Below are 18,230 nucleotides of genomic sequence, written 5' to 3'. Positions count from 1 at the left end.
CATGGCCGGGCCGATTTCCTGTCCTTCAATGGATCTCCGCCTTTATTTATCAGTCTATCAAAGCGGGGCGATCCCGGACCTGATCGTCACCGACAGAGCATTCAGACGTCTCCGCCTTGGCAAGAAGGCCGGATGGCAGCTACCGGGGGCAGACTGCTGACAATTTTCTCTTTGGATCATGTGCCAAAAAGGAAACGGCGGCCTAGGGCCGCCGTTCCTCGCTACGTCGCGGGTAGTCTTCCGAAGCTCCACGTAACGGATCCGCTCCCCTGCCGTTACGCTCCACTCTCGGAGTCATGCCCCGACGCCGCCTATCGCGACAGTTACCCATCGCGACTTCTTTACTGCTCCCGCGACGCTATCCGGGTGAGCGAAGCGGGAGCTGCAGATGAAAGTGACGACAAACATCACCTTCACCCAGATGATCCGGCGAGCCTCCCAACACGCCCGATCATCGCGTTCATGGGTTTCATTATTGCTTAACTTGAGAGCATTTCAACATGATTCGTGTCGTCTCAGTGAACATTTTAAGAAAATTCTTTCCTCACCACGTGTTGGCCGTCACAGCCCGCCCACGCCATTCCATTTCAGCTTGAAACTCGCGCAAGGCGGACACATCTGCTAGCCTACGCGGCCCAAGGCGCGCCTCGTCGCGCGTGATTCACGAACGAGGAACGTATGTCACGGTACGAGTACAAGGCGCTTCCCGCCCCGTCCCGCCCCGCAAAGATCAAAGGGGTCAAGCGGCCCGATGAAAAGCTGGCTGCCACCGTTTCCGACGTCATGAACAGGATGGCGGCGGATGGGTGGGAATATCTGCGGGCCGACACTCTGCCCCTCGAAGAACCCCGCGGCCTCCTGTCCCGGGCGCGGAGTTCCTTTCAAACCTTGCTGGTCTTCCGCAGGCTTCGCGAGGGAGCGCCGGCCATGCCCCGGGAGATTGCCCCCGCCGCGCGGCCCGACATCCGCATGGTTCAGCGCCTCTGGGGCCGCGAGAAGCCCGAGTCGCAGGCTCCTTCCCTGCCTCCGGCGGAGCAGAAACCCACGCTGGTCGCGAGCGCACCCGAGGGATCCACGCCGCGCATCGTCGCCGATCGGCCTACGGATCCCGGACAGCCATAGCCCTCAGCCATAGTCCTCAGGCGGAGAGCGTCAGGCGGAGAGCGTGGATCCGGGCGATGAGGTCCGGCCCCAGTGCCGAATGAACGGCCCGGTGCCGCTCAAGGCGCGAGAGCGGGCCAAGATCCTCGGCTTCCATCGTCACGGCAAAATGCGTTTCTCCGCCTTCCCGCCAGCCGGAATGGCCGCGGTGGCTTTCGCTCTCATCCTCCACGGACAGGCGCCGCGGGCGGAAAGCCGCCTCAAGCCGGGTCTGGATTTCGTCAGTAACCGCCATTTTTGATGTCAACCCCTTCAATCGCGCTGCAAAAACTCTAAACTCGTCGGCCCGAGTCGAAAAGGTACCCCCATGTCAAACCGCCCCCCTTTTGAGTTCGACATTCGTGTTTCGACGGACAAGAAGCGCCGCACGCGTGGTCGGCGGGGCATGTCCGGCGCATTCGAAACCTCACAGCGGGGCTGCGACCATCCGGGATGCACGGAAGCCGGCCAATACCGTGCCCCGAAATCACCCGACCACCTCGACGAGTATCTCTGGTTCTGCAAGGAGCATGTCAGGGAGTACAACCTGAAATGGAACTTCTTCTCCTCCACCACGGAGGAGGAGTTTCAGCGCATGATGGACAGCGACCGGGTATGGGGCCGGGAAACGAAGCCCTTCGCGCAGCGCACCGAAGAAGCGAAGGCCTGGGCGCGGCTTGGCATCGACGACCCGTTCGAGGTTCTTGGGGAGAAGGCCACGCAATCCAAGGCGCCCACCTCCGGCATCACGCGGAAGCTGCCGCCGACGGAGCGGAAGGCGCTGGAGATCCTTGAGGCCAAGGACCATTGGAGCCGTCTGGAAATCCGCAAGCAGTACAAGAGCCTCGTCAAGGATCTGCACCCTGACATGAACGGCGGCAACCGCTCCGACGAGGACCGGTTGCAGGAGGTCGTCTGGGCCTGGGACCAGATCAAGGACAGCCGCCACTTCCGTGACTGAGGTTCACGCCTGCGGCGGCTGTCCGTTGGAGGCGTGCAGCCCGCCATCGACGGGGATGATGACGCCGTTCACGAATCGCGCATCCTCTGACGCGAGAAAGGTGATGACGGCGGCAACATCCTCCGGCTCCCCGACACGACCCAGCGGGATCCGCTCAAGGAATTTCTGCACCAGCGCCTCATCGCCCATCATCTCTTCGGTCATTCCGGTGCGGGTAAGCGCGGGAGCCACGCCGTTGACGCGGATACCCGAATCCCGCGCGTCCAGCGCCAGCGCACGGGTCATGTTGCTCACCCCGCCCTTTGCCGCGTTATAGGCGAACATGCCCCAATCGCCGCCAAGACCGGAAACGGAGGAGGTATTGATCACCGACCCCTGTGCCTTCTCAAGCTGCGGCCAGGCCGCACGGCTCATCAGGAAAACGCCGGTCAGATCGATGTCGATGACCTTGCGCCAGTCCTCAAGGCTCATTTCGTCTATGCGTCCGGTCATGCCGACCCCGGCATTGTTGACGAGAACATCGATCCCCCCGAAACGCTCCACCGCTGCATCGGCGATGGAGATGACATCCGGCTCGCGGCTGATATCCCCCGCAAAGGCAAGGGTTCTTGCCTGGTCCATGCCCTTTGCCGCCCCTGCCAGCGCCTCCACCTCGCGGGCGACCAGAACCACGTTGGCGCCCTCCTCAGAAAAGCGCCGTGCAGTGGCGAGCCCGATGCCGGAACTCGCGCCCGTCACGATAACCGTCTTGCCGTCGAAGCGTGCCATGGGTGATCTCTCCGTTTCATTCCGGGCCACGAACGCCCGTCGGGGGAGAAACGGCTGCCACCGCGCGCTGTTCCGTGACGGGGGTGCCCTTGTTCTCCCCGCATGGTCCGTTATGCTCCGCCCGGTCTGGGGCAGGGAGCCTCGAAAGCGCAGGGCAGAACGATGGACGTGAATGCGAAACCCACCGAGGAAATCTCGGTCCGCGAAGTCTTCGGGATCGACAGCGACATGGTGGTGAAGGGTTTCGCCGAAGCCACCGACCGCGTGCCGACGCTCGATCCGACCTACAAGTTCGACCCTGACACGACGCTCGCGATTCTCGCAGGTTTTCAATACAACCGCCGTGTGATGATCCAAGGCTATCACGGCACGGGCAAATCGACACATATCGAACAGGTGTCCTCGCGGCTCAACTGGCCCTGCGTGCGGGTCAACCTCGACAGTCACATCAGCCGGATCGACCTGATCGGCAAGGATGCGATCAAGCTGAAGGACGGCAAGCAATACACCGCGTTTCAGGAGGGCATCCTGCCCTGGGCGCTCCGCAACCCGACCGCCATCGTGTTCGACGAATACGATGCGGGCCGCGCGGATGTGATGTTCGTGATTCAGCGGGTGCTGGAGACGGACGGCAAGCTCACGCTGCTCGACCAGAACGAGGTGATCACCCCGCATCCGTATTTCCGCATCTTCTCCACCGCGAACACGGTGGGTCTGGGCGATACGACCGGCCTCTATCACGGCACCCAGCAGATCAACCAGGGCCAGATGGACCGCTGGAGCCTCGTCGCCACGCTGAACTACCTGTCCCACGATGCGGAAGTGGCGATCGTGCTGGCCAAGAACCCGACCTACAACACGGAAAAAGGCCGCAGGATCATCAGCCAGATGGTGACCGTGGCCGACATGACCCGGACCGCCTTCATGAACGGCGATCTGTCCACGGTGATGTCCCCCCGCTCCGTCATCGCCTGGGCGGAGAATGCGCGGATCTTCCGCTCCGTGGGGTATGCCTTCCGGCTCACCTTCCTCAACAAATGCGATGAGTTGGAACGTCAGACGGTGGCGGAGTTCTACCAGCGCTGCTTCGATGAGGAACTGCCCGAAAGCGCGGTGTCGATGAGCCTCGCCTGAGGCGCAACGGAACAGCAAAAGGCCCCGGGCTCAGTCCGGGGCCTTTTGCTTTGGGCATTCGGGAAAGGCTATTCGTCCAGCAACACCGCGGCATCCGTCACCCGCGCGAAATCCGCCTCAAGATGCGCCATGGTCACATCAAAGATCGTGCGCGCCGACAGACCGGCAGCGGGCAGGCCAAAGCCGATCACAGCATCCCGCGCGACCGTCATGTTGAAACCGAGGTCCGCCCCCGCCCTGACGGTCGAATTGACGCAGAACCCGGCCACGGCACCGGTCACGACAAGGTCCGAGATCCCTTTCCCTTGCAGGTAGCGGGCGAGATCTGTCGAGGCAAAGCCCGAGGATGTGGTCTTCAGGAAAACCGGCTCGCTCTTCCACGCATCGTCACAAGGCATGGGCGCGTGGCCTGAGGCGCCGGGATGGAACGGTGAGGCGGGATCAGCATCGCGGTGCCGGACATGGACAACCGGCCAGCCCTTCTGGCGAAAGGCATCGGACAGCGCGGCAATCCGAAGCGGCGCATCGGGATTGACGTGATCCGCACCGGAATCGATCCGGTGCTGCATCTCCATCTGCATGTCGATGACGATCAGGGCCTTCATGGGCGAGACCTTTCTTCATGCGGCCGGCATAGCCGCGAAGGTGGCGCGCCCGCCAGTACCGAAAGGAATCGCCCCGCCGCGATCCGGGACGGGGCGACCACACCGTCAGGCGGACCGCGCCGCCATCGTCGCCTTCGCCCACCAGGCCATATCGTCGAGCAGACCCTTGGCGGAGGGCTCCAGGTGGGCAGAGATGGTGGACATTTCGCCATTCTGGCCAAGCGGGGACACGGCAAAGAAATCGCCGCCGCCGATATGCACCGCATTGCGCACCGGCACCATCTGCAGCTCCACCCCGATGCCGCGCAGATGCTCGATGGCCCGCGCAGCCCCGACGCCGCCATAGCCGACCGCGCCCATCGGCTTGTGGACCCACTCCACATAGGCCTGATCCAGCGCGTTCTTCAGGGATCCACTGACCGAGTGGTTGTATTCCGCCACGACGAAGATGTAGCCGTCGAATTCGGCGATCTTCTTCTGCCATGCCACCGCCTTCGGGTCCTGCGACGGGACCCAGGCGTTGCTGGCGACCTCATGGAAGAACGGCAGGTCATAATCCCGCAGATCCACGAGTTCGACCTCGAGATCGTCGCGTTGACCGGCGATTTCCATGAACCACGCGGCAGGCTTGTCCGCGAAGCGGGTGGGGCGCGTCGATCCGATGATGACGGCGATCTTCGGCTTGGTCATGTCACACTCTCCAAAGTTGACAGAATTTCCTTTAGTGACCGGCGAACTGTCGCCTTGCCGCCCAAAGAGCGCAAGACGGCACCTGTACGTAACCGAGGCGCGGCATGGAAACCGCCGTGATCTGCCCACCGGGCCTTGCCGCGGGACAGACGCAGTGCTTTATCTTTGCCATGAGCAAGCGCAACGACAACCCCGCCGATCCGTTCAAAAAGGCCCTGGCCGAAGCGACCCGCACCATGGCGGCGGACCGCGATCTTGCCGTAACCTATTCGGTCGATCCTCCCGGCCAGACGAAGGAGGGGGTCAGGCTGCCGCAGATTTCCCGGCGGGTGACGAAGGACGAGGTGCTCCTCGCCCGTGGCACCGCCGATGCATTCGCGCTCCGCCATCGTTATCACAATACCGGAACCCACGCCCGTTACCTTCCGCAGGGTGATATGGCCCGCGATCTCTACGATGCCATGGAAACCGCGCGGACGGAGGCCATCGGCGCACGGGAAATGCCCGGCACGGCCAAGAACATCGACGCCAAGATCGGCCATGAGGCAGAGCGGAAGGGCTACGGCCAGATCCGCGATGCGGCGGATGCGCCGCTGGCGCAGGCCGCGGGCTATCTCGTCCGTCACCTCGCGACCGGGCGGCCGCTGCCGCCTGCTGCGGCCAATGTGATGGGCCTGTGGCGGGATTTCATCGAGAATCAGGCAGGTGGGCAGTTCTCCAACCTTCAGGACGTGCTGGCGGATCAGGCGGCCTTTGCGCGTCTGGCGCGGCGGGTGATCTCCGATCTCGGCTATGGCGACCAGCTTGGTGACGATCCCGACCTCGAGAACGAGGATGAGGAAGACAGCGCCGAGACCGAAGACGATCAGGACGCGCCGGAGAGCGAGGGCGACGATCAGGAGCAGGGCGAGGAGAACGAGGCCAGCCCCGAACAGTCGCAGGAGCAGCAGCAGGACGCCGCCGAGGCGCAGGTCTCCACCGAACACGACGCCGATGGCGAGATGACCGAGGAGGCGGAGATGCCGGACGGCGAACCGCCGACCGACCCTCCGCCCCCTGCTCCGCATTCGGAAGCCGATCCCGGCTACAAGGTTTTCACCACCGCCTATGACGAGGAGATCAAGGCGGAGGAACTGGCCGATCCGGCGGAACTGGAACGGCTGCGCGCCTATCTGGACCAGCAGCTCGAACCGCTGAAGGGGGCCGTGTCCCGGCTGGCCAACAAGTTGCAGCGCCGCCTGCAGGCCCAGCAGAACCGCTCCTGGCTGTTCGATCTGGAGGAAGGCACGCTCGATGCCGGGCGGCTGGCCCGCGTCGTGGCGAACCCCACGACGCCGCTCTCCTTCAAGCAGGAGAAGGACACCGAATTCCGCGATACGGTCGTCACGCTGCTGCTGGACAATTCCGGCTCCATGCGCGGGCGACCCATTTCCATTGCCGCCATCTGTGCCGATATCCTCGCCCGGACGCTGGAACGCACGCAGGTGAAGGTGGAGATCCTCGGCTTCACCACGCGCGCGTGGAAGGGCGGGCAGAGCCGGGAAGCGTGGCTGGCCGCAGGCCGCCCGCCGCAGCCGGGACGCCTGAACGACCTGCGTCACATCATCTACAAATCCGCCGATTCGCCATGGCGGCGCACGCGCGAGAATCTCGGCCTGATGATGAAGGAAGGGCTGCTGAAGGAGAATATCGACGGTGAGGCGCTCGAATGGGCGCATCGGCGGCTGGCCGGTCGGCCGGAGGTGCGCAAGATCCTCATGGTCATCTCCGACGGCGCCCCGGTGGATGATTCCACGCTCTCCGTGAACCCGGCGAATTATCTTGAGAAACACCTGCGCGACGTGATTGCCATGGTGGAACGCAAGAAGGCGGTGGAGCTTCTCGCCATCGGCATCGGTCACGACGTCACACGCTATTACAATCGGGCCGTCACGATCACCGATGTGGAGCAGCTTGCGGGCGCGATGACGGAGCAACTGGCCGCGCTGTTCGACGCCGATCCCCGGGCGCGGGCACGGGCGAAACTGCCCGGCGCCGGCGGGCGATTCGCCCGTCGGGCCTGATGGGCGCCCCACCCCTGGTGAGCGGCTGCTCATAGCCGACGCTGTCGTCCGGTCCCACGCCTGCGATGGAGTTGCGCCCCGCTCTCGTCTTGTCCGCGCCGCTGGCGCCGCGCTAGACAGGGACGCGTCGGTTGGAGGCGCGGTCAGGCCGGGGGAGTCCCATGTTCCAGAGTTTCGATGCGCCCACGTCGCCGGAGCAGGGTCCGCCCCGGCTCGCCGCACTGCGCAAGCTTCTGGCGGAGCGGGGGCTCGACGGGTTCATCGTGCCGCGCGCCGACGCCCATCAGGGCGAGTATGTCGCCGATCATGACGCGCGGCTGTCATGGCTCACCGGGTTCACCGGCTCGGCAGGGTTCGCGATCGTGCTGCCTGAAATCGCGGGCGTGTTCATCGACGGACGCTACCGCGTGCAGGTGAAGGCGCAGGTCGCCCTCGACAGCTTCACCCCCGTTCCGTGGCCGGAGACAAAACCCGGCGACTGGATACGCACACATCTGTCGCAGGGGCGGGTGGCCTACGACCCCTGGCTGCACAGCCGCGACGAGATCGACCGGATCGCCACCGCGCTGGCCGGATCCGGGGTGACGCTGGAGCCGACGGAGAACCTTGTTGACGCCATCTGGCCCGATCAGCCCGCCCCGCCGCTTGGCCGGGTGGAGGTACAGCCGGAGGCGCTGGCGGGCGAGACAAGCGCGGCGAAACGTGCCCGCCTCGCCGCGGCGCTGAAGGAGGCCGGGCAGAAGACCGCGATCCTCACCCTCGCCGACAGTATTTCGTGGCTTCTGAACATCCGGGGCCGCGACATTCCGCGCAACCCGGTCGTCCATGCCTTTGCCATCCTTGGCGATGACGGGCGGCTCCGGCTTTTTGTCGATGAGCGGAAGCTCGACGCGGATCTGCGCCGTCATCTCGGGCCGGAGATCAGCGTGGAACCGGTGGAGGACTTTGCCCCCGCGCTGGACGGCCTGAAAGGCCCGGTCCACGTCGATCGGGCCTCCGCGCCCAAGGCGGTGTCGGACCGGCTCGCCGCTGCGGGTGTGGAGATCGTCTGGGCGCCCGATCCCTGCATCCTGCCGAAAGCCCGCAAGACCCCCGCCGAGATCGCCGGAACGGCGGAGGCGCATCTGCGCGACGGGGCGGCCATGTGCGCGTTCCTCGCCTGGCTCGACGCGGAAGCGCCGAAGGGGACGCTGACGGAGATCGCCGTTGTCTCCGCGCTCGAAGGCTTCCGTCGCGCGACCAATGCGCTCCGGGACATCAGCTTCGACACGATCTGCGGCGCAGGTCCGAACGGCGCCATCGTGCATTACCGTGTGACCGAAGGCACGGATCGTCCGGTGAAAACCGGAGAGCTTCTGCTGGTCGATTCGGGCGGGCAATATGTGGACGGCACGACGGACATCACCCGCACCGTCGCGGTCGGACAGGTGGGAGAGCCGGAGAAGCTTGCCTTCACGCGTGTGCTGCAGGGCATGGTCGCCATTTCTCGCGCCCGCTGGCCGCGCGGATTGGCGGGGCGCGATCTGGATGCGCTGGCGCGGATGCCGCTCTGGCTCGCCGGGCAGGATTACGACCATGGCACAGGGCACGGGGTTGGCGCATTCCTCTGCGTGCACGAGGGGCCGCAGCGCATTTCCCGCATCTCGGAAGTGCCGCTGGAGCCGGGCATGATCCTGTCCAACGAGCCGGGCTACTACCGCGAGGGCGCCTTCGGCATCCGCACGGAAAACCTGCTGGTGGTTGAGGAAGCCCCGACGCTTCCCGGCGGAGACGACCGGGCGATGCTCTCCTTCCGCACGCTCACCTGGGTGCCGATCGACCGACGGCTGATCCTGCGCGACATGCTCTCGCCCGCGGAACGCTTCTGGATCGACGCCTATCACGCGGAAGTGCTGGAGCGCATCGGGGAGCGCGTCAGCCCGGAAACGCTGGATTGGCTGCAGAGGGCGACAGCCCCCCTCTGACCGTCAGGGGGAGAGCAGCGCCCGCGCCGCATCGCGCGCCGCATCGGTCACCACATCGCCCGCGAGCATGCGGGCGATCTCGTCCACCCGCGCCTCCGCGCCGAGCGGCGTGACCGAAGACAGCGTCATGCCGCCCTCTACCCGCTTTTCCACCCGCCAGTGCTGCGCGCCATAGGCCGCGACCTGCGGGGAATGGGTGACAACCAGCACCTGCGCCCCCTCCTCCGCCAGACGGTGGAGACGGCGCCCGATGGCATCGGCGGTGGCGCCTCCCACGCCCCTGTCGATCTCGTCGAAGATCAGCGTCTGCCCGCCTGCCTGCCGGGTCAGCGACACTTTCAGCGCGAGGAGGAAACGCGAGAGTTCGCCCCCCGATGCGATCCGGTCCAGCGGACCCGCCGGTGCGCCGGGGTTCGTCGCCACTGTGAAGGTCACGGCATCCCGTCCCTCCGGGCCGGGATCGCCCTCCTCCACCAGCGTCGTGAAGACCGCGCGCTCCATGCGAAGCGGGCGCAGCTCCTCCGCCATGGACAGGTCGAGCCGTGTCGCGGCCTCCTGCCGCCGGGCGGTGAGCGCGCGGGCGGCGCTGTCATAGGCAAGGCTCGCCGCCTCCACCTCCGCGGCGGCGCGGAGAAGCGCCTGATCCCCCTGATCCACGGCAGCCAACCGCGCCCGGATCGCCGCCGCCAGCGCGGGCAGGTCGTCGGCCAGCACCGCATGTTTGCGCGACAGCGCCCGGATGGCGAACAGCCGCTCCTCCACCGCTTCCAGCGCACCGGGATCGAAATCCAGCACATCCAGACAACGCTCCACCCCGGACTGCGCCTCCGCCAGTTCGGCAAGCGCGCGCCCCAGGGCGGCGACGGTCTCCTCCAGAACCCCCTCCACCTTGTCTGCGGCCCCCTCCAGCCAGCGGAGCGCATCCGTCATCGCGCCCTCTGCCCCCTGAAGGCCGAGCGCATCGCCCGCACGGGCCACATCGGCGCGGATGCGTTCCGCCCCCTGCATCATGCGGCGGCGGGCGTCGAGATCCGCCTCCTCCCCCACGTCCGGGGAGAGGCGCTCCAGCTCCGCATCGGCATGGCGCAGGAACTCCTCCTCCGCCTTGCCCGCCGCAAGCGCGGCAGTCGCGGCAGCCTCCGCCTGGCGCGCAGCGGCAAGCCGCCGCCATGCGATGCGGACTGCCTCCACCTCCGACGCGAGACCTCCGAAATCGTCCAGCAGCCGGCGATGCCCACGGGCGTTGAGCAGACCCCTGTCATCATGCTGGCCATGCAGCTCCACCAATGTCTCCGACAAGGCGCGAAGCAGCTCACCCCCGGCACGGCGGTCGTTGATCCACGCGGTCTTGCGCCCGTCCGGCATGTTCACGCGGCGGAGGATCAGTTCGCTGTCGTCCGGAAAACCGGCCTCCGTCATCACCGCCCGCGCCGGGTGCCCGGGGGGCAGGTCAAAGACCGCGGTCACCTCTCCCTGTGCCGCACCCTGCCGCACGAGCTCCGCCCGGCCGCGCCAGCCCAGCACGAATCCCAGCGCGTCGAGCAGGATGGATTTCCCCGCCCCCGTTTCGCCGGTCAGCACGTTCAGGCCCGGATGGAACGTCAGCTCCAGCCGGTCGATGATGAGAATGTCGCGGATATCCAGCCCGCGGAGCATGGTTCCCCCCAGCCCGCGCGGCCCGTCAGAGCCACTCGCCGCGGATCGTCTGCCGATAGATTCGCGACAGCCAGCTATCGCCCCGCACTTCAGGCTCCAGCCCGCGGCCGCGCAGGAGCGCGTAGCTGTCCTGATAGAACGGGCTGGACTGGAAGTTGTGCCCCAGAATCGCCGCCGCCGTTACCGCCTCGTTCTCGAAGCCGAGCGCGAGATACGCCTCCACAAGACGGTGCAGCGCCTCGGGCGTATAGGTCGTGGTCTGGTAATCCTCCACCACCACCCGGAACCGGTTGATCGCGGCGGTGTAATGCCCCCGGCTCAGGTAGAAGCGACCGATCTCCATTTCCTTCGCCGCAAGATGGTCGAAGGCGAGGTCGAACTTCATCATCGCCGATTTCGCATATTCGCTGTCGGGATATTTCTCGATCACGTCGCGGAGCGATTGAAGCGCCTGGAAGGTCAGCCCCTGATCGCGGCCAACGGCCTCGATCTGATCGTAATAGCTCAGCGCGAGAAGATACTGGGCATAGGCCGCATCCTGATCGCCGGGATAGAGATCGACGAACCGCTGGGCCGCACCGCGCGCGTTCTCATAGTCACGCGCCTGATGGTAGGAATAGGCCTCCATCACCAGCGCGCGCTTGGCCCATTCGGTATAGGGATAGAGCCGCTCGATCTCCGAGAAGTAATGCGCGGCGTCCTTCGGCTTGCGGTTTGTCTCAAGCTCATACTCACCGCGCTGGTAGATCTGCTCCGCGGTGAAATTATCCAGCGGCACGTTCGTCCCCGAACCGCCATTCCCCGAACAGCCCGCGAGAATCGTCGCCAGCATCATCGACCCGACGAGAATCGCTCCCCGCTTGCAGCCTGCCATGATCCTGAACCTCATTCACTGCCCCACGGGCGATGCGCTTCCCGGTCTGCCAACCCCTTTTCGGGACGTTGCAGCCCGTTTCGCCGCCTGTTTCCCGTTGGTCCTAACATAGAAAAATCCGGGGCGCAAAACGGCAATCGACCCCCGGCGTCGCGAGGGTCGAAAGCGTGATCTTCGGGTTCAGATGAGAACGGGCACGTCGGTGCGGCGCACACCCACACCCGGCAGCTTTCCGCCCGTGACGCCTTCCGCCACATCGACCATGCGATAGGCGAAGGGATCGGCGAACAGCGCCCGGAGCAGCTTGTTGGTGAGCGCATGACCACCGCGTTGCGACGTGTATTTGCCAAGGATCGGTGCCCCTGCGAGCGCCAGATCGCCAAGCGCATCCAGCATCTTGTGGCGGACGGCCTCATCCTTGTGGCGCAGTCCGCCGGGGGACAGGACCTTGTCATCGTCAAAGACGACAGCATTCTCATAGGTGCCACCAAGCGCCAGACCATTGGCCTGCATCCGCTCTACATCGTCCTGACGGCAGAAGGTGCGGCTGTCGCACAGTTCCCGCACGAAAGCGCCGTTCGACATGTTGAGCGCCTTTTCCTGACGGCCGATTGCCGGCTCGGCGAAGTCGATCGTGAAGTCGATCTCCAGCATGTCGGCCGGATCCAGCCGCGCCCATGCCGCGCCATTGCGCACTTCGACGGGCTTCAGGATGCGCAGCGCGCGCACCGGCACCGCAAGCTCGCGCAGGCCGCGGGACAGGATACCCTTCACGAAGGGCTGCGCCGAACCATCCAGAATCGGCACTTCCGGCCCATCGACCTCCACCAGGGCGTTGGTCACGCCGCATCCGGCGAGCGCCGCCATCACGTGTTCGATGGTGGAGACCGACGCGCCCGAGCGGTTGGCGATCAGCGTGCAGAGTTTCGACGGCACCACCGCATCCCAGCGGGCCGGGATCAGGTTGTCCCCTTCCACATCTGTCCGGCGAAACCAGATCCCGTATTCGGCGGAGGCGGGATGGATCGTCATGCGCACAGGACGGCCGGAGTGGAGACCCACGCCGGTGAACGTCACCTGAGATTTGATCGTCGTTTGCACTTCGTTCATCCTTCTACACGCCGGGATCACAAACGCCTGTTTGCGGTCGATCCGACAAGCATGGAGGTAAGGGCTTGATATCCAGACCTCAATTCACTCTTTGCTACCTCGTGTAACAGAGGGCGTTACACACCGCACAAACCTGCCGAACAAGCGGCGCCCGTTATCTAAACAACTGAAAACAAAAATAAAAAGAGAGCCGAATTGCTTCGACCCTCTCAGGTTTTGTTCACGAAGTTTCTTGGTTTATTCAGTTTGCCTGACGCCGCAGGAAGGCCGGAATCTCGATCCGCTCCTGCTCGGGCGACATGTTCGGCTCTTCCTCGTAACCCGAAACCTGCGGCTGCTGGCGGGGTTGTTGCGGCGCGGGGCGCTCCGCCGGAGCGGCTGCCTCACCATGCCCGGTCATCCGGTTGATGAAGGAGCTGATCCCCATGCGCGGACGTTCTGCCGCCGGGGCGGGTTGAGCCTGCTGCGGGCGCTGCGCCACGGGGCGGGCGGCCTGCGGAGCGGGCGACTTGCTCACCGCGGCATGAAGACGGGCGAGCGTCTCCTCAGAAGGGGTGCCCGCGGGGCGCGCACCACGGGGAGCGACGAAGGCCGCGGGATCGTCATTGACCGGATAGTTCCGCGCAGCCTGCGGCTGGTAGGCGGGTTGCGGCTGATAAGCCGGCGGCGGCAGGTCGTCCGCCTCCTCATAGCGCTGCTGCGGTTCCTGCCGAGCCGCATAGGCATCGAAGCTCGGCTCCTGCGGCTGGCGCTGCGGTTGCGATTGCGGAGCCGGACGCGGTGCCCGGGCAGCGGGTTGCTGAACCGGTTGCTGGGACGCGTGGAACTGTTGCGGCTGGGGACGCTCCCGCACGGCGGGCTGCTGCGGGACGAATTGCGGCGTGTGCTGGACGGGCTCAGCCTGCGCCTGCTGGGGCGCGAGCGGCGCGGCAAGGCTGCGGCGCGGCACGGGGAGTTCATCGGCCACGGGAGCGGCGTCGATACCGGTCGCCACGACGGAGACGCGGATCCGGCCCTCCATCGTCGTATCCAGCGTGGAGCCGACGATGATGTTGGCGTTCTGATCGACCTTGTCGCGGATGATGTTCGCCGCTTCGTCCAGTTCGAACAGCGTCAGATCGTAACCGCCGGTGATGTTGATGAGGACACCCTTCGCACCGTTCAGGCTGATCTCGTCCAGCAGCGGGTTGGCGATCGCCTTCTCCGCGGCGTGGATGGCGCGATCTTCGCCCTCTGCCTCACCGGTGCCCATCATGGCCTTGCCCATCTCGTCCATCACCGCGCGAACGTCGGCGAAGTCGAGATTGATGAGACCCGGACGCACCATGAGGTCGGTCACGCCCTTCACGCCCTGATACAGCACATCGTCGGCCATCTGGAACGCTTCGGTAAAGGTCGTGCGCTCATTGGCCAGACGGAACAGGTTCTGGTTCGGAATGATGATCAGCGTATCGACGACCTTCTGGAGGTTCTCGATCCCCTCCTCGGCCTGACGCATCCGCTTGTTGCCTTCGAACTGGAAGGGCTTGGTCACGACGCCGACCGTCAGCACACCCAGTTCACGCGCGGCCTGCGCGATGATCGGCGCGGCGCCCGTTCCGGTGCCGCCGCCCATGCCTGCGGTGATGAAGCACATGTGCGCGCCGGCGAGATGGTCAACGATCTCCTCGATCGTCTCCTCGGCCGCGGCGGCGCCGACGGGAGGACGCGCACCGGCGCCCAGACCTTCCGTCACCTTCACGCCCATCTGGATGCGTGCGGTGGATTTCGACTGCTGGAGCGCTTGCGCGTCGGTGTTCGCGACGACGAACTCCACACCCTCAAGCTGCTTCTCGATCATGTTGTTGACGGCGTTACCACCTGCCCCGCCGACGCCGAACACCGTGATACGCGGCTTCAGCTCTTCCTGGTCGTTGACCGTCAGGTTCAATGTCATGGTTCTGGTCCCGCCTGCCTGTGCCGGCTCATGGCCGATTTTTTCCCGCACGTTACCTAAAGGCTACAGTGTGTGGCAGCGAAGGTCACGAAAAAAACGCGGTTTTCCTACAAAATCTGGCCTGCCGCGCAGGGGCGGCAAGCGGGATTTCGCCTACGACGCAGGATGTAGCGGTTACCAGTTCTCGCGGAACCATTTGACCGCGCGGCGCAGGGAGCGCGCCGGATAGCGACCCATCGGGATATCGAAATCCCACCACTCGTCCTGCGGGTGAGTCGCAAAAAGGCACAACCCCACGGATGAAGCGAAAGCGGCACCCGTGGCCGCCTGCGGCAGGCCCTGCACGCGGAGCGGACGGCCAAGACGCACCTGCTGGCCCAGGATCCGCGCGGCCAACCCGTCGATCCCCGGCATCTGGCTGCATCCGCCGGTCAGCACGATCTGCCGGGAGGGGAGATGCTCGAAGCCCGCAGCGTCGAGACGCGCGCGCACTTCCTCCAGTATCTCCTCCATCCGCGGACGGATGATGCCGATCAGCTCGGAGCGGCTGACGGTCCGGCGATCCTTCTCCCAGTCGCCGGAATCGCCGCCGATCTCGATCATCTCGCGGTCATCGACGCCTGTTGCCACGACGCCGCCGTGGAAGGTCTTGATCCGCTCCGCGGTGGCCAGCGGGATGCGCAGGCCCTGCGCGATGTCGGAGGTGACATTCTCCCCCCCCATCCTCACGCTGTCGGCATAGATCATGTGGCGCTTGAGGAAGATCGACAGCCCGGTGGCGCCGCCGCCCATGTCGATACAGGCCGCACCCAGCTCCTGCTCATCTTCCACCAGCGCCGACATGCCGGAGACATAGGCGGAGGAGGCGATCCCCGCGAGTTCCAGATCGCAGCGCTTGATGCAGTGGAGGAGGTTCTGCACCGCCGCACCCTCAACGGTCAGAAGGTGCATGTCGCAGGCCAGCCGCCGCCCCATCTGGCCGCGAGGATCGGCAAGGCCGGAGCGGTGATCGAGCGCGAAGTTCACCGGCTGGGCGTGCAGCACCTCGCGCCCATGACCGATGGGTGGCACCTCGCAGGCGGACAGCACCTGAGCCACGTCTTCCTCGGTGACCAGACTGTCGGAAACCTCCACCTCGCCCGCCAGCCCGTAGGAGCGCGGCTCGCCTCCGGCAAAGCAGGCGATGACATGGTCAACCCGTACATTGGCCATCTTCTGGGCGGCGGTGACGGCGGTGCGGATCGCGCGCTCCGTCTCCTGCATCGCGGCCACCTCACCGTAGCGCACGCCGCGGGAGCGGGTGGTGGCAGCGCCGATGATGCGGAAGGAGGACTGGCCGGCCATCGGCCCCACTCCATCCTGCTCGCGGAAACTGTCCGGCCCGTCGAACCGCAGCACCACGCAGGCGATCTTGGAAGTGCCGATGTCGAGAATCGCCACGACTCCCCGCTGCATGGCCGCCCTGCGCATGTTCCGCATCGCACGTTGCGATTGATAGAGGTCGGTCAATGCAGGGCTCCCTTGGTCTGGCGTGTATTGCGTGCGGTGAGGCTTGCCCCCTGCAGCGCGGCGATGGCTTCTTCGGAAAGGCGGAGGGTCGGGCGACGGCCGATGCGCATGTCCACGACCGTCACGTCGCGATCCAGCAGATCCTCCGCCTGATCGAGCGCGATGACGCGTTCCAGCGCGGCGACGGCATCCTGCTCCGGCAGCATGATCTCCTGCCCGCGGTCGAGCACGAGGTTCCAGCGCCGCTCCCCGATGCGGACAAGACCGCGGATGCGCGTGCGCAACGGCTCTGCCGCGGCAAGCAGCCGCATCGCTTCCGGCACCACGTCCTGAACACCCGGACCGGCGATCAGCGGCAGGTCCGGGCGGTCGATGCGGTTCTCCAGCCCGGCCACGCGGTGGCCGGCCTCATCCAGCAGCACGAGGTCATCGGCATTCCGCCACACGACGATCGGCAGACGTTCCGTCACCGCGACTTCCAGCGTCCCCTCCGGCCGCACCCGAACATCGGCGCGGCGCACGGCATCGAGCCCTTCGGCCCGGGCGCGAAGCGCGCTCAGGTCGAGCGCCAGCGACGAAACAGGAAACTGCATGGCCAGCCCGGAACGGATCGCCTCCTCCGTCTCCGGCGAAGCGCCGCTCACCGTGAGACGGACGAGCTGCAACTCCGGCCGGCTCTCGATTCGGGCGCGGATGTCCTGAACGACACCCGCCACCTGCGCGCGGCGATCCGCGTTGGAGAACCAGATGCCAGCCACCGCGGCGACCAGAAGCACGGGTACACCCGTGCGTATCAGGCGGCGGTAAAGCGGGGTCAGCCAGATCCGCTGAAGGCGGTAGGCGATACGGGATGGGGCAGGATCGCGGCGCATCACCGATCGCACGAGGCATCCTCCACGATCCACCGGCACAGCTCCGGGAAGGAGATGCCCCGTGCCGCCGCCTGCTCCGGCGCAAGAGAGGTGGGGGTCATGCCGGGCTGGGTGTTCGTCTCCAGAATGACCAGCCCCGCGACCCCGCGGGAGTCGTCCCAGCGGAAATCGGAGCGGCTGATCCCCCGGCAACCCAGCACCCGATGGGCACGGAGCGCATAGTCGAGACAGGCATCCGCCACGTCGGCGGGAATATCGGCGGGCACCACGTGACGCGACCCGCCGGGGCGGTACTTCGCGTCGTAATCATACCATCCCTCGGTGATGATATCGGTCACGGCCAGCGGCTCAGCCCCCATCACCGCGACCGTCAGATCGCGCCCGGGCACATAGGTTTCCAGCATCATCGTGCCGGAGACGCCGGTCAGCGCGGGAGGCCCGTTGTTGGCGGCTGCAACGATATGGATACCGACGGATGATCCTTCGTTATGGGGTTTGACCACATAGGGCGCGGCCATCACGTGACGTTCGCGCACCTCCTCCGCCGTGGCGAGGCAGCTTTCGACCACAGGAAGGCCGGCGACGGCAAAGGCGGCCTTGGCCCGGATCTTGTCCATCGCCAGGGCGGACGCCAGAACGCCCGAATGGGTATAGGGGATCCGCAGCCATTCGAGCAGGCCCTGAACGCAGCCGTCTTCCCCCCAGCGGCCATGCAGGGCATTGAACGCGACATCAGGGCGAATGGCATCAAGGCGCGCGGCCAGATCCGGCCCCGCGTCCACCTCGACCACATCGTAACCCGCCACCCTCAGCGCGCCGGCGCATTCACGCCCGGAGACAAGCGATACCTCCCGCTCCGCGGAAGGCCCACCCATCAGTACCGCCACCTTGGGGGCTGCCCTGCTCGACATGCCCCACCGCCTCGTCCGGGCTTTCGCCCTGTTATCA

Annotated in this window: 16 protein-coding genes; 5 read left to right on the top strand and 11 right to left on the bottom strand. The window is 65.8% G+C overall.

Features of this window, described 5'->3' with window-relative positions; genetic code table 11:
- Nucleotides 1-678: 678 nt before the first annotated feature.
- Nucleotides 679-1,122, top strand: coding sequence for a hypothetical protein (locus tag CDV49_RS04040; protein ID WP_088214289.1), 444 nt, complete (start codon nt 679-681; stop codon nt 1,120-1,122).
- Between the two features lie 16 nt (nt 1,123-1,138).
- Here the strand turns inward: CDV49_RS04040 and CDV49_RS04035 are convergent, their stop codons facing one another.
- Nucleotides 1,139-1,396 (bottom strand): BolA family protein, encoded by a 258-nt coding sequence (locus CDV49_RS04035; protein WP_088214288.1) that lies wholly within the window; start codon nt 1,394-1,396, stop codon nt 1,139-1,141.
- Nucleotides 1,397-1,468: 72 nt separating this feature from the next.
- Here CDV49_RS04035 and CDV49_RS04030 point away from each other — a divergent pair, with 72 nt between their 5' ends.
- The gene (locus tag CDV49_RS04030; protein ID WP_088214287.1) at nt 1,469-2,101 is read left to right on the top strand and encodes a J domain-containing protein; all 633 of its coding nucleotides are present in this window, start codon (nt 1,469-1,471) and stop codon (nt 2,099-2,101) included.
- A 3-nt stretch (nt 2,102-2,104) separates the two neighbouring features.
- On the opposite strand, the gene CDV49_RS04025 is transcribed toward CDV49_RS04030, so the two are convergent.
- On the bottom strand, nt 2,105-2,869 hold the full coding sequence (locus CDV49_RS04025) for an SDR family NAD(P)-dependent oxidoreductase (RefSeq protein ID WP_088214286.1): 765 nt from the start codon (nt 2,867-2,869) through the stop codon (nt 2,105-2,107).
- 162 nt (nt 2,870-3,031) lie between these two features.
- On the opposite strand from CDV49_RS04025, the gene cobS reads away from it, so the two are divergent.
- On the top strand, nt 3,032-4,003 hold the full coding sequence (cobS, locus tag CDV49_RS04020; RefSeq protein WP_256947229.1) for a cobaltochelatase subunit CobS: 972 nt from the start codon (nt 3,032-3,034) through the stop codon (nt 4,001-4,003).
- A 68-nt stretch (nt 4,004-4,071) separates the two neighbouring features.
- On the opposite strand, the gene CDV49_RS04015 is transcribed toward cobS, so the two are convergent.
- Nucleotides 4,072-4,608 carry an isochorismatase family protein gene (locus CDV49_RS04015; RefSeq protein ID WP_088214284.1) on the bottom strand — a complete coding sequence of 179 codons (537 nt, stop codon included), beginning with the start codon at nt 4,606-4,608 and terminating at the stop codon, nt 4,072-4,074.
- 105 nt (nt 4,609-4,713) lie between these two features.
- Nucleotides 4,714-5,298, bottom strand: a complete 585-nt coding sequence (locus CDV49_RS04010) for an NADPH-dependent FMN reductase (protein WP_088214283.1) — start codon at nt 5,296-5,298, stop codon at nt 4,714-4,716.
- A gap of 170 nt (nt 5,299-5,468) precedes the next feature.
- On the opposite strand from CDV49_RS04010, the gene cobT reads away from it, so the two are divergent.
- Nucleotides 5,469-7,361: a cobaltochelatase subunit CobT gene (gene cobT, locus CDV49_RS04005; RefSeq protein WP_088214373.1), complete on the top strand. Its 1,893-nt coding sequence runs from the start codon at nt 5,469-5,471 to the stop codon at nt 7,359-7,361.
- Between the two features lie 161 nt (nt 7,362-7,522).
- On the top strand, nt 7,523-9,325 hold the full coding sequence (locus CDV49_RS04000; protein ID WP_088214282.1) for an aminopeptidase P family protein: 1,803 nt from the start codon (nt 7,523-7,525) through the stop codon (nt 9,323-9,325).
- 3 nt (nt 9,326-9,328) lie between these two features.
- Here the strand turns inward: CDV49_RS04000 and recN are convergent, their stop codons facing one another.
- The 7 genes from recN to CDV49_RS03965 form a co-directional block, all read right to left on the bottom strand.
- Nucleotides 9,329-10,981 carry a DNA repair protein RecN gene (gene recN, locus CDV49_RS03995; RefSeq protein ID WP_088214281.1) on the bottom strand — a complete coding sequence of 551 codons (1,653 nt, stop codon included), beginning with the start codon at nt 10,979-10,981 and terminating at the stop codon, nt 9,329-9,331.
- A 25-nt stretch (nt 10,982-11,006) separates the two neighbouring features.
- Nucleotides 11,007-11,855, bottom strand: coding sequence for an outer membrane protein assembly factor BamD (locus tag CDV49_RS03990; protein WP_088214372.1), 849 nt, complete (start codon nt 11,853-11,855; stop codon nt 11,007-11,009).
- A gap of 180 nt (nt 11,856-12,035) precedes the next feature.
- Entirely contained in the window at nt 12,036-12,956 is a 921-nt protein-coding gene (gene lpxC, locus CDV49_RS03985; RefSeq protein WP_088214371.1) for a UDP-3-O-acyl-N-acetylglucosamine deacetylase, read from the bottom strand.
- A 250-nt stretch (nt 12,957-13,206) separates the two neighbouring features.
- Complete coding sequence (ftsZ, locus tag CDV49_RS03980; protein ID WP_088214280.1) at nt 13,207-14,901, bottom strand: cell division protein FtsZ; 1,695 nt, start codon at nt 14,899-14,901, stop codon at nt 13,207-13,209.
- A 174-nt stretch (nt 14,902-15,075) separates the two neighbouring features.
- The gene (gene ftsA / locus CDV49_RS03975; protein ID WP_035708102.1) at nt 15,076-16,410 is read right to left on the bottom strand and encodes a cell division protein FtsA; all 1,335 of its coding nucleotides are present in this window, start codon (nt 16,408-16,410) and stop codon (nt 15,076-15,078) included.
- Complete coding sequence (locus CDV49_RS03970) at nt 16,407-17,294, bottom strand: cell division protein FtsQ/DivIB (protein ID WP_256947228.1); 888 nt, start codon at nt 17,292-17,294, stop codon at nt 16,407-16,409. The genes ftsA and CDV49_RS03970 overlap by 4 nt, the downstream gene beginning before the upstream one ends.
- Nucleotides 17,282-18,193: a D-alanine--D-alanine ligase gene (locus tag CDV49_RS03965; RefSeq protein WP_088214278.1), complete on the bottom strand. Its 912-nt coding sequence runs from the start codon at nt 18,191-18,193 to the stop codon at nt 17,282-17,284. The genes CDV49_RS03970 and CDV49_RS03965 overlap by 13 nt, the downstream gene beginning before the upstream one ends.
- Between the last annotated feature and the right edge of the window lie 37 nt (nt 18,194-18,230).

The organism is Haematobacter genomosp. 1 (genome assembly GCF_002196855.1).
Classification (GTDB): Bacteria; Pseudomonadota; Alphaproteobacteria; order Rhodobacterales; family Rhodobacteraceae; genus Haematobacter.
This window is presented reverse-complemented; position numbering and strand designations above follow the sequence as displayed.

What these genes read in the sequence shown, in the direction of transcription:
- CDV49_RS03965 (WP_088214278.1), bottom strand. Translation starts at nt 18,193, where the DNA reads ATGTCGAGCAGGGCAGCCCCCAAGGTGGCGGTACTGATGGGTGGGCCT.
- CDV49_RS04000 (WP_088214282.1), top strand. Translation starts at nt 7,523, where the DNA reads ATGTTCCAGAGTTTCGATGCGCCCACGTCGCCGGAGCAGGGTCCGCCC.
- ftsZ (WP_088214280.1), bottom strand. Translation starts at nt 14,901, where the DNA reads ATGACATTGAACCTGACGGTCAACGACCAGGAAGAGCTGAAGCCGCGT.
- cobT (WP_088214373.1), top strand. Translation starts at nt 5,469, where the DNA reads ATGAGCAAGCGCAACGACAACCCCGCCGATCCGTTCAAAAAGGCCCTG.
- CDV49_RS04015 (WP_088214284.1), bottom strand. Translation starts at nt 4,608, where the DNA reads ATGAAGGCCCTGATCGTCATCGACATGCAGATGGAGATGCAGCACCGG.
- CDV49_RS04030 (WP_088214287.1), top strand. Translation starts at nt 1,469, where the DNA reads ATGTCAAACCGCCCCCCTTTTGAGTTCGACATTCGTGTTTCGACGGAC.
- CDV49_RS04035 (WP_088214288.1), bottom strand. Translation starts at nt 1,396, where the DNA reads ATGGCGGTTACTGACGAAATCCAGACCCGGCTTGAGGCGGCTTTCCGC.
- cobS (WP_256947229.1), top strand. Translation starts at nt 3,032, where the DNA reads ATGGACGTGAATGCGAAACCCACCGAGGAAATCTCGGTCCGCGAAGTC.
- CDV49_RS04040 (WP_088214289.1), top strand. Translation starts at nt 679, where the DNA reads ATGTCACGGTACGAGTACAAGGCGCTTCCCGCCCCGTCCCGCCCCGCA.
- recN (WP_088214281.1), bottom strand. Translation starts at nt 10,981, where the DNA reads ATGCTCCGCGGGCTGGATATCCGCGACATTCTCATCATCGACCGGCTG.
- CDV49_RS03990 (WP_088214372.1), bottom strand. Translation starts at nt 11,855, where the DNA reads ATGGCAGGCTGCAAGCGGGGAGCGATTCTCGTCGGGTCGATGATGCTG.
- CDV49_RS04025 (WP_088214286.1), bottom strand. Translation starts at nt 2,869, where the DNA reads ATGGCACGCTTCGACGGCAAGACGGTTATCGTGACGGGCGCGAGTTCC.
- CDV49_RS04010 (WP_088214283.1), bottom strand. Translation starts at nt 5,298, where the DNA reads ATGACCAAGCCGAAGATCGCCGTCATCATCGGATCGACGCGCCCCACC.